The organism is Actinophytocola sp. (assembly GCF_035712165.1).
Taxonomy (GTDB): domain Bacteria; phylum Actinomycetota; class Actinomycetes; order Mycobacteriales; family Pseudonocardiaceae; genus DASYTH01.
The window spans coordinates 1-7,219 of the sequence record NZ_DASTBH010000344.1 but is presented as its reverse complement, the minus strand read 5'-3'; the positions used below and the strand labels follow the sequence as shown (position 1 = coordinate 7,219).

Annotated in this window: 7 protein-coding genes; 5 read left to right on the top strand and 2 right to left on the bottom strand. The window is 72.2% G+C overall.

The features are described 5' to 3' along the window. Nucleotides 1–71: 71 nt before the first annotated feature. From VFO68_RS34290 to pcaB, 5 genes are all read left to right on the top strand, one after another. Nucleotides 72–164: a hypothetical protein gene (locus VFO68_RS34290; RefSeq protein WP_414635530.1), complete on the top strand. Its 93-nt coding sequence runs from the start codon at nt 72–74 to the stop codon at nt 162–164. A 14-nt stretch (nt 165–178) separates the two neighbouring features. Next, nucleotides 179–1,735 carry an acyl-CoA carboxylase subunit beta gene (locus VFO68_RS19230; protein WP_325159705.1) on the top strand — a complete coding sequence of 519 codons (1,557 nt, stop codon included), beginning with the start codon at nt 179–181 and terminating at the stop codon, nt 1,733–1,735. 10 nt (nt 1,736–1,745) lie between these two features. Further along, a complete protein-coding gene (locus VFO68_RS19225) occupies nt 1,746–1,916 on the top strand; it encodes an acyl-CoA carboxylase epsilon subunit (RefSeq protein WP_325159704.1) in 171 nt (56 codons plus the stop codon). 78 nt (nt 1,917–1,994) lie between these two features. After that, nucleotides 1,995–3,935: an FAD/NAD(P)-binding protein gene (locus VFO68_RS19220; RefSeq protein WP_325159703.1), complete on the top strand. Its 1,941-nt coding sequence runs from the start codon at nt 1,995–1,997 to the stop codon at nt 3,933–3,935. Continuing rightward, complete coding sequence (pcaB, locus tag VFO68_RS19215) at nt 3,932–5,302, top strand: 3-carboxy-cis,cis-muconate cycloisomerase (RefSeq protein WP_325159702.1); 1,371 nt, start codon at nt 3,932–3,934, stop codon at nt 5,300–5,302. Before VFO68_RS19220 ends, pcaB begins: the two co-directional genes overlap by 4 nt. Here pcaB and VFO68_RS19210 read toward each other — a convergent pair. Then, nucleotides 5,299–6,705 (bottom strand): FAD-binding oxidoreductase, encoded by a 1,407-nt coding sequence (locus VFO68_RS19210; protein ID WP_325159701.1) that lies wholly within the window; start codon nt 6,703–6,705, stop codon nt 5,299–5,301. The two genes, pcaB and VFO68_RS19210, sit on opposite strands and share 4 nt — an antisense overlap. After that, nucleotides 6,705–7,219 (bottom strand): gamma-glutamyl-gamma-aminobutyrate hydrolase family protein (locus VFO68_RS19205; RefSeq protein WP_325159700.1); only part of this gene is annotated, 515 nt, incomplete at its 5' end. The genes VFO68_RS19210 and VFO68_RS19205, both read right to left, overlap by 1 nt.

Sequence of the window (7,219 nt, the reverse complement as noted above, 5' to 3'; positions counted from 1 at the left end):
TCACACCCGTCGGGGAGCTGCCGGAGTCCTTTGCCGGCGCTGACGGTCTGCTGGTCCGGCCGGACGGTTACGTGGTCTGGGCCGGCACCGGCACCGAAGGCCTGGAAACCGCGCTGTGCCGGTGGTTCGGATCGCCCGCGTCGGCCGTGATCGAGGCAGCGTAACTAGGAGGGCATGGATGACGAGCACACCGCCCGACCGGCTCGCGGAACTGAAGAAGTTGAAGGAGCTGGTCCATGACGGGCCTGATCCGCAGGCCACCCAGCGCCAGCACGCCAAGGGCAAGCTGACCGCCCGCGAGCGGATCGAGCTGTTGCTGGACAAGGCCTCGCTCAACGAGGTGGAACCGCTGCGCCGGCACCGGGCGACCGGGTTCGGGCTGGAAGCCAAGAAGCCGTACACCGACGGTGTGATCACCGGCTGGGGCACGGTGCACGGGCGGACCGTGTTCTTCTACGCCCACGACTTCCGGATCTTCGGCGGGGCGCTCGGCGAGGCGCACGCGCAGAAGATCCACAAGATCATGGACATGGCCATCGCCGCCGGCGCGCCGCTGGTCTCGCTCAACGACGGCGCGGGCGCCCGGATCCAGGAGGGCGTCACCGCGCTGGCCGGCTACGGCGGGATCTTCCAGCGCAACACCAAGGCATCCGGGGTGATCCCGCAGATCAGCGTGATGCTGGGCCCGTGTGCGGGCGGGGCGGCCTACTCGCCCGCGCTCACCGACTTCGTGTTCATGGTCCGGGACACCTCGCAGATGTTCATCACCGGACCCGACGTGGTGGCGGCGGTGACCGGCGAGGAGGTCACCCAGAACTGCCTGGGCGGCGCGGACGTGCACGCCGAGGTGTCCGGGGTGGCGCACTTCGTCCACGACGACGAGGAGAGCTGCCTGGAGGATGTGCGGTACCTGCTTTCCCTGCTGCCGCAGAACAACCGGGAGACGCCGCCGGAGCAGCCGACCGACGACCCGGAGGACCGGTTCTGCGCGGACCTGCGCGAGCTGGTGCCGGCCGACGGGAACCGCCCGTACGACATGCGCTCGGTGATCGAGGCGATCGTCGACGACGGCCAGTACATGGAGGTGCACGAACGCTGGGCCACCAACGTGATCGTGGCACTGGCCCGGCTGGACGGTCAGGTGGTCGGGTTCGTGGCCAACCAGCCGCAGTCGCTCGCCGGGGTGCTGAACATCCAGGCCAGCGAGAAGGCCGCACGCTTCGTGCAGATGTGCGACGCGTTCAACATCCCACTGATCACCCTGCTGGACGTGCCGGGCTTCCTGCCCGGCGTGGACCAGGAGCACGGCGGGATCATCCGGCACGGCGCCAAGCTGCTCTACGCCTACTGCGACGCCACCGTGCCGCGGATCTCCCTCGTGCTGCGCAAGGCCTACGGCGGCGCCTACATCGTGATGGACTCACGCAGCGTCGGCGCCGACCTCGCGTATGCCTGGCCCACCAACGAGATCGCGGTGATGGGCGCGGAGGGCGCGGCGAACGTGATCTTCCGGAGGCAGATCGCCGCGGCGCCCGATGCCGAGGCCGCCCGGGCCGAGCTGGTCGAGTCGTACCGCACCGAGTTGATGCACCCGTACTACGCGGCCGAGCGCGGTCTGGTCGACGACGTGATCGACCCGGCGGAGACCCGGGCGGTGCTGGTCCGGTCGCTGCGCATGTTGCGCAGCAAGCACGCCAGCCTGCCCGCCCGCAAGCACGGCAACCCGCCCCAGTAAAGGAATCCTCATGCATATTCGCGTTGTCAGCGGCGAACCCACGGACGACGAGTTGGCGGCGCTGGTCTCGGCGCTGCTGGCGCTCGCCGGGCGGGCGGCACCGCGTCGCCCGGTGTGCACCGGCCGGCGCCGCGCCGGATGGCCGGGCAGCCCGTACCGCAGCCCGACGAGCTGGCGGTAGTGGCTTGCTCGCGCTTCTCCTACTGATCAGCCTCTTCCGAGGACCGTGCCGAATCCGTCCGACCACAAGGTATTCGCTATGTCATCTACCGCACGCCGGTCCCGCCGCCGCGCCGATACGGTCCGCGTCTGCGTCGTCGGCGCCGGACCCCGCGGCCTCAGCGTCGTCGAACGCCTCTGTGCCAACGCTCCGGAGTCCGGCCGGCGGCTGGTGATCCACCTGGTCGATCCGTACGTCGGCCGGGGCGGCCGGGTCTGGACCACCGAACAGTCACCGCTGTTGCTGATGAACACGATCGCCTCGCAGGTCAGCATGTTCACCGACGACAGCGTCGACTGCGCCGGACCGGTCGTCGAGGGTCCCAGCCTGTACGACTGGGCGCGCACCCTGGACGTGCTGGGACCGCTGGAGGACTACCCGGACCAGGTGCGGGCCGAGGCGGCGGCGCTGGGGCCGGACTCCTACCCGTCCCGCATGCTCTACGGCCACTATCTCAACTGGACACTGAACCGGTTGTGCGCGACCGCACCGCCGGGCGTGACGATCGTGCCGCACCGGCACAGTGCCGTCGCGGTCGACGACGGTCCGGCGCTCGGCGACGAGCCCGGGCCGCAGATCGTCACGCTGGACAACGGCTACCGGCTGACCGGGCTGTCGGTGGTGGTCCTCGCCCAGGGCCACGTCGCCATGCCGATGGACGACGAGGCGCGCACCCTGCGAATCTTCGCGCACCGCAACGGGTTGACGTACCTGGGCCGGTCAAACCCCGCCGAGGCCGACCTGAGCGGCATCCGCGAGACCGACGTCGTCGCGATCCGGGGGATGGGACTGAACTTCTTCGACTACCTGGCGCTGCTGACCGTCGGGCGCGGCGGTGAGTTCCGGCGCGCTCCGGACGGCGTCCTGCGCTACCAGCCGTCCGGGCGGGAACCGATGCTGTACGCGGGATCCCGGCGCGGCGTGCCGTACCACGCGCGTGGCGAGAACGAGAAGGGCGCGTTCGGCCGGCACCTGCCGCTGTTCCTCACCGAGCCGGTGATCTCGCGGTTTCGGGCCAGAGCGGAAGCCGGCCGGCCGGCTTCCTTTCAGCGGGAGGTCTGGCCGCTGATCTCCCGCGAGGTGGAGTTCGTCTACTACGTCGCGCTGCTGCGCCTGCGGGACGACGACGCGACCGCGAACGCCTTCGCCGTACGGTATCCGGACGCCGACGCCGGTCTGCTGGACGAGTTCGGGATCACCGCCGCCGAGCGCTGGGACTGGGCGTGGATCGCGGCCCCGCACGGCGGCCGGAGGTTCACCGGCCCGGCGGAGTTCCGCGCCTGGCTGCTCGATCATCTGCGCGCCGACCACCGGCACGCCCGCACCGGCAACGTGACCGACCCGCTCAAGGCAGCCCTGGACGTGCTGCGCGACCTGCGTAACGAGATCCGGCTGATCGTCGACCACGGCGGCCTGACCGGATCGTCCTACCGGGACGAGCTGACCGCCTGGTACACACCGCTCAACGCCTACCTGTCCATCGGGCCGCCGGCCAGCCGGATCGAGGAGTTGGTGGCGCTGATCGAGGCCGGGACGCTGACCGTGCTCGGCCCGGACATGCGGGTCGACCTGTCCGGGCCCCGGTTTCGGGTGCACGCCGGCGCAGTCGACGGGTCCACGGTGGACGCGACGGTGTTCGTCGACGCCCGGCTGCCCGAGGTGGACGTCCGGGAGACCACCGACCCGCTGCTGGTTCGGATGCGGGAACGGGGCGAGTGCACCACCTACCGCCTCGACGAGTACGAGACGGGTGGGCTCGGGATCACCGAGCGGCCGTACCGGATCCTCGATGCCGGCGGGCGGGCGCACCCGCGCCGGCTCGCCTACGGCGTGCCGACCGAGGGCGTGCACTGGGTGACCGCCGCCGGCATCCGGCCCGGTGTTGACTCCGTGATCCTCGGCGACGCCGACGCGATCGCCCGCGCCGCACTGGCCATGGCCGTCACCGCCAACCCGTTCGCCCTAGGGTGGGGTGCGTGACGGAAGACACCGGACTGCTCAACCCGGTCTGGGCGGGCGTCGAGGCGGCTGCCGGGCTCGGCGACGCGGCGTGGCTGGCCGCGATGCTCGAGGTGGAGGTCGCGCTGGCGCGGGCGCAGGCCCGGCTCGGCGTCGTGCCGGCAGCGGCCGCGGCCACGATCGCCTCGCTCGCCCAGGCCGAACGGTTCGACCTGGCCGCGCTCGCGGTCGAGGCCCGCGGCGCCGCGAACCCGGTCGTCGCGGTGGTGCGGGCGCTGACCGAGCAGGTCGCCGCCGTCGATCCGGACGCCGCCGAGTACGTGCACCGGGGCGGCACCAGCCAGGACATCCTGGACTCGGCGGCGATGCTGCTCACCGCCCGGGTGCTCGACGCGGTCGACGCCGATCTGGTGCGCGCCGCCGTCGCCCTGGCCCGGCTCACCGCGCAGCACGCCAGCACGCCCATGGCCGGGCGCACCCTCACCCAGCACGCCGTTCCGATCACTTTCGGCCTCAAGACCGCGGGCTGGCTGATGCTCGTGCACGACGCCCTGGCCCGGGTCCGGACGTTGCGCCGCACCGGCCTGCCGGCCCAGCTCGGCGGCGCCGCCGGCACTCTGGCCTCCTACGTCGAGTACGCCGGCAGCCCCGGGCACGGCCCGGAACTGATCGCCGCCTTCGCCGCCGAACTGGGCCTGCCCGAACCGGTACTCCCCTGGCACGCGCTGCGCACTCCGCTCGCCGACACCGGCGCCGCCACCGCGTTCACCGCCGCCGCGCTTGGCAAGATCGCCCTGGACGTCCAGTTCCTGTCCCGCACCGAGGTGGCCGAGGTCGCCGAGCCGGCCGCTGAGGGCCGCGGCATCTCCTCGGCCATGCCGCAGAAGCGCAACCCGGTCCTGGCCACCCTGATCGTCGCCGCCGCCCGCCAGGCTCCGTTGCAGGCCACCATTCTCACCCAGTCCATGCTCGCCGAGGACGAACGCGCCCCCGGCGCCTGGCATGCCGAATGGCAGCCCCTGCGGGAGTTGCTCCGGCTGGTCGCCGGCGCCGCCGCCACCGCCGCCGAACTACTCGAGGGCTTGCAGGTCCACCCCGACCGCATGCGCGACAACCTGGCCCTCACCGGCGGCACCATCGTCTCGGAGCGGCTCAACGTCGCCCTGGCCCCGCAGCTCGGCAAGGCGAAGGCCAAGAAGGTCCTGGCCGACATCGCCCGGACCCCGCACACCCCGTTCGCCGAAGCCCTGACCCAGTCCCCCGAACTCGCCGCGCTGCCCGTGGATCTCCCCGCTCTCCTGGACCCCACCACATACCTGGGCGCCACCCCCGACCTGATCGACCGCGCCCTGACGCACCACCGGGCGAACCTCGCCGCGCCTCGTTAGGCGATGGACTGGGGGGATTGGAACAGGGTGTGCGGGTCGTAGTGGTGCTTGACGGCGCGCAGGCGGGGGTAGTTGGAGCCGTGGTAGGCGGTGCGCCAGTCCTTGAGGGCCGGGTCCATGAAGTTCTGGAACGACTCGCCGTTGGAGAACGGGTCGATGGTGTCGAAGCAGCGGTCGACCCAGGTCCGGGCGGCCTCGCGATCGTCCGGTGAATGGTCCGGGGTGATGAGGTTGAGGCTGGCGAACGCGGACAGTTGGGCGTCGCGGTGGCAGTAGGCGGTGGCGTCGGGGGCCAGTTCGTTGATGCGGGCGCCGAAGGCGTACATGCCGAAGATCCGGAACTGGGCGGGGCGGCGGTCGGCGGCGAAGGCGGCCAGGGCGGCGGCGCTGCCCTCGGGCGGCATGGGTTGGGTGAGGAAGCGGTTGCGGGTGCTGATGTGGTGGTCCCGGGGAAGTTGGGCCTGGGGTGAGTGGCCGACTCGGTGGCTCTGGGCGACGGTGCGGTTGGCGCAGTTGAAGATTCGCATCATCGCCTGGGTGTAGGGAAGGTCCGCGACGCAGCGGCTGACGGGTGGGCGGGCGACGGCGGCGACCAGGCGGTCGAGGGACCGGGCGCAGTCGGGTTCGGCGCCGAGGTAGGCGCCGTGCACCAGGACCTGGGGTGCGGCGGCCGCACCCGGTGCGGCGACCCAGAAACGCGCGGCCAGTTCGCCGGGGGCGTCGATCACCCAGTCCTGCCAGGCGGTGAGCACGTCGAGGGCGTCGGCCCAGTCCCAGGTGAGGTCGAAGGTGACCATCGAGGGCACGCGGGTGGGCCGGACCTCCAGCGCGGTCACGATGCCGAAGTTGCAGCCGCCGGCGCCGCGCAGGGCCCAGAACAGGTCGGGGTGCTCGTGCGCCGAGGCGCGCACCTCGGTGCCGTCGGCGAGCACCACGTCGGCGGCCACCAGGCGGTCGCTGGCCAGGCCGAACTTGCGGGCCTGGGGTCCGTGGCCGCCGCCGAGCAGGAACCCGCCGGCGCACACGGTGGCGCAGGTTCCGGTGGCCACCTGCCGGCCGTGCGGTTCGAGCGCGGCCAGCACGTCGACCGCCTGCGCGCCGGCGCCGATGCGTATCGTGGACCGGCCGACGACCACATCGTCCAATATGGACAGGTCGACGACCAGGCCGTCGGTGGTGGAGTAGCCGGCGCTGCTGTGGCCGCCGGCCCGGGCGGTCACCGGAATGCCGTTGTCCAGGGCGAACCTCACGCACTCGGACACGTCCGAGGCGTTGGCGCAGTAGGCGATGCCGCGCGGGCGGATGGCGTCGAACTGGGCCGACTGCAGTTGAAGCGCCGTGTCGTAGCCGGCGTCGGGGGGCAGCACGAGCCGCCCGGCGAGCCGGGTTCGCAACCGGTCCATCAGCTTCCCCTCGCGGCGTGCACGAACGCCTTGAACAGCGTGGCCGTGTCGGTCTCCTCGGGATGCGCCTGAACGCCGACGAGAAACGGCGCAGCCGGGTCCTCCAGCGCCTCGATCACGCCGTCCTCGGCCCACGCGGTGGCCACCAGCCCGGCGCCGAGCCGGTCGATGCCCTGATGGTGGTGGCAGTGCAGGGTCATCGCCGGACCCATGGCGGCGCCCAGCCGGGAGTCCGGATCCACCCGCATCGGGCGCGGCGTGAAGACTCCCGGGCCGGGCGGACCGTGCGCGGGCAGGTGCTGATGCAGCGTGCCGCCCCGGGCGATGGACAGCACCTGCATGCCCCGGCAGATCGCCAGCACCGGAATTCCGCGCCGCAGCGCGATATCCAGCGCGGTGAAGTCGGTGGCGTCGCGCGCCGGGTCCGGCGGCCAGGTGTTCGGTCCCCGCTGCTGGCCGTAGCTGGCCGGGTCGATGTCCGCGCCGCCGGCCAGCAGCAGCGCGTCCACCCGCG

Excerpts from the sequence above, each read along its gene's own strand:
- VFO68_RS19230 (WP_325159705.1), top strand. The coding sequence starts at position 179 with ATGACGAGCACACCGCCCGACCGGCTCGCGGAACTGAAGAAGTTGAAG.
- VFO68_RS19225 (WP_325159704.1), top strand. The coding sequence starts at position 1,746 with ATGCATATTCGCGTTGTCAGCGGCGAACCCACGGACGACGAGTTGGCG.
- VFO68_RS19220 (WP_325159703.1), top strand. The coding sequence starts at position 1,995 with ATGTCATCTACCGCACGCCGGTCCCGCCGCCGCGCCGATACGGTCCGC.
- VFO68_RS19210 (WP_325159701.1), bottom strand. The coding sequence starts at position 6,705 with ATGGACCGGTTGCGAACCCGGCTCGCCGGGCGGCTCGTGCTGCCCCCC.